General features: G+C 69.3%; 2 protein-coding genes. Both read left to right on the forward strand.

The annotated features are described in order from the left end of the window. Positions 1 to 1180: DUF748 domain-containing protein (locus DBR23_RS15575; RefSeq protein WP_146191348.1), on the forward strand; the 1180-nt coding region annotated here is incomplete at its 5' end. A gap of 114 nt (positions 1181 to 1294) precedes the next feature. Further along, the coding region (locus DBR23_RS15580; protein WP_369882121.1) for a protein-disulfide reductase DsbD family protein at positions 1295 to 3344 on the forward strand (2050 nt) is incomplete at its 3' end.

Here is a 3344-nt window from a genome sequence, read left to right on the forward strand (position 1 = left end):
GGCCCCTGTGGTGGTCTTTGGCCCCGTGAGCCTGGTCAACGGCAAGGTGCTGTTCTCGGACTTTTTCATCAAGCCCAACTACTCGGCCGACCTGTCGGAGCTGACCGGCAAGCTCAGCGCGTTTTCGTCTGAAGCCTCGGGCGGCGAGCCCGTGCTGGCCGACCTGGAACTGCGCGGCCGCGCCGAGGGCTCGGCATCGCTCGAAGTCACCGGCAAGCTCAACCCGCTGGCCAAACCGCTGGCCCTCGACATCGTGGGCAAGGTGCGCGACCTGGAGCTCCCCCCGCTCACGCCCTATTCCGTCAAATACGCGGGCCACGGCATCGAGCGCGGCAAGCTCAGCGTGGACGTGAACTACAAGGTGCTGCCCAACGGCCAGCTCACCGCCAGCAACCGGCTGGTGCTCAACCAGCTGACCTTTGGCGAGCCCGTGGAGGGCGCGCCCAACAGCCTGCCCGTGAAGCTGGCCGTGGCCCTGCTGGCCGACCGCCAGGGCGTGATCGACCTGGACCTGCCCATCAGCGGCTCGCTCAACGACCCGCAGTTCCGCATCGGCCCCGTGATCTTCAAGATCATCGTCAACCTCATCGGCAAGGCGCTGACCTCGCCCTTCAGCCTGCTGGCCAGCGCGTTTGGCGGTGGCGACGAGATGAGCAACGTGCCCTTTGCCCCGGGTAGCGCCACGCTCACGCCCGAGGCCGAGCAAAACCTGGGCAAGGTGGTCAAGGCCCTGACCGACCGCCCCGCGCTCAAGATCACCGTGACCGGCATGGCCAGCCTGCAGGACGAGCGCGAAGGCCTGCAGCGCGAAAGCCTGCAACAACGGGTGCTGGCCGAAAAACGCCGCGCCAACCCGGCGGACACCGCCCCCGTGTCGGCCGCCGAATACCCCGCCCTGCTCAAGGAGGTGTACCGCCGCGCCGACATGCCCAAGCCGCGCAACCTGGTCGGCCTGGCCAAGGACCTCAGCGTGCCCGAGATGGAAGCCCTGCTGCTGGCCAACCAGCCCGCCACCGAGGCCATGGCCGCCGAACTGGCCACGCAGCGCGGCCAAGCGATCCGCGCCTATCTGGTGGCGCAGAAGCTGCCAGTAGAGCGGTTGTTCGTAGCGGCCCCCAAGGCTGGCAAACAGCCCGAAAAGTGGACCCCGCGTGCGGATTTGAGCCTGGCGACACAATAGGCGCCTGGCTGGCGGAAGGTTCCGGGGAATCCCCCTCCGCCAGTCTGATCGCCCCGCAGGCAGAGCACAGGGGCGCCGGAACCAAACCCGCCCTGCCAGCTCCCACACTGCACCATGCCTTCACGCCCGCTTTACCGCCTCGCAGTTACTCTGTTTTTGATAGCTGCAAGCGCTTTATGGACGGGCGCAAACGCCCAATTTAGCCCCAAAACCAGCGGACAGGGCACCAGCGTGGTCACCACGCCCTATGTGCGCGCCGAGTTGCTGGCCCATGCGCCCCAGGGCGTGGCGCCCGGCCAGCCGCTGTGGCTGGGCCTCTCGATCACCCACCAGCCCGAGTGGCACACCTACTGGAAGAACCCTGGCGACTCCGGCCTGCCCACCGACCTGGCCTGGACGCTGCCCGCCGGTCTGGACGCGGGCGAGATTGCCTGGCCCCTGCCCAAGAAGATCCCCATCGGCACGCTGGCCAACTATGGCTATGAAGGCACGGTGCTGCTGCCCGTGCCCGTCACCGTGGCCAGCACCTATGCCCCCGGCCCGCTGGCCAAGGACGCGACCATCAAGCTGCGCGCCTCGTGGCTGGTGTGCCGCAAGGAGTGCATTCCCGAAGAAGGTGAATTCACGCTGCAGCTGCCCATCCAGAGCACCACGGCACTGAGCAGTGCTGCCTTTGAGGCGGCCGCCAAGGCCCATCCCCGCGCCGTGGTGGCAGGCACCAATGGCATCGTGCCCGACAGCCAGGCGCAGATTGCGGACGGCAACCTGCTGAACGTCAGCGTGCAGGGCCTGCCCGTGGCGCTGCGTGGCAAGACACTGGACCTGTTCCCCGAAACCGCCGAGGTCATCGACAACGCGGCGAGCTGGAAGCAGAGCTGGAACGGCAGCGTCTGGACCGCACAGATTCCCCTATCGGCCCAGCGCAGCGCCAGCCCCAGCCTGATGCCCGTGGTGCTGGCCGAGCAGGCGGCCCCGGGCCATGGCACCGGCCCTGACACCCGCACCGGCTACCGCGCCGAACTGAAGGTGCTGGGCACTTGGCCGCAGGGCGCGTCAGTCGCTGCGGTATCGCCCGCCCTGGAAGCCGCGCTCAAAGCCAATGCAGCGCAGGCTGGCGGCGCAGCAACGCCTGCCGCAGCCTCCGGCGCCTCGTCCCTCACCCTCACGGCCGCGCTGCTCGGCGCCTTGCTTGGCGGCCTCATCCTCAACCTCATGCCCTGCGTGTTCCCGGTGCTGGCGATCAAGGTGGTGGGCTTTACACAGCATGCGCAAGACCGGCGCGCCCACCGCATCAGCGGCATCGCCTACACAGCGGGCGTGGTGCTGTCGTTCATCGCCCTGGGCGCGCTCATGCTGGGCCTGCGCGCGGCGGGCGAGGCGGTGGGATGGGGCTTTCAGCTGCAGTCGCCTGCCGTGGTGGCATCGCTGGCGGCGCTGTTCACGCTGATCGCGCTGAACCTGGCGGGCGTGTTCGAGTTCGGGCATTTCCTGCCGTCCTCGGTGGCCAGCCTGCAGGCACGCCACCCGGTGGCCGACAGTTTTCTCACCGGCGTGCTGGCCGTGGCCGTGGCCTCGCCGTGCACGGCGCCGTTCATGGGCGCATCCCTGGGCCTCACAGCCACGCTGCCGGCGCCCCAGGCGCTGGCCGTGTTTGCGGCGCTGGGGCTGGGGCTGGCGCTGCCGTACCTGGCGGCCAGCTTTGTGCCCGCCGTGGCGCGCGCCCTGCCGCGCCCCGGCGCGTGGATGGACACCTTCCGCAAGCTCATGGCCTTCCCCATGCTGGCCACCGTGGTCTGGCTGGTGTGGGTGCTGGGCCAGCAAAGCGGCATCGACGGCGCCGGTGCGCTGCTGATCCTGCTGGTGGGCCTGTCGCTGGTGGTGTGGGCCCTGTCGCTGGCCGGGCGGGCGCGGGTGTGGATGGCCACGGTGTCCATCGCGGCCATGGCCTTGCTGGTCTGGGCCTTTGCGCCGCACGTCACCAACATGCCTGCCGCGCAGGCGGCCACGTCGTCCCCGCAGGTCTCCGCCACCGGCTGGCAGCCCTGGGCACCCGGCGCGGCCGAGCAGATCGTGGCCGGTGGCCGCCCCGTGTTTGTGGACTTCACCGCCGCTTGGTGCGTGACCTGCCAGTACAACAAGAAGACCACGCTGGCGGATGCCAACG

The organism is Acidovorax sp. HMWF018 (genome assembly GCF_003061035.1).
Taxonomy (GTDB): domain Bacteria; phylum Pseudomonadota; class Gammaproteobacteria; order Burkholderiales; family Burkholderiaceae_C; genus Acidovorax; species Acidovorax delafieldii.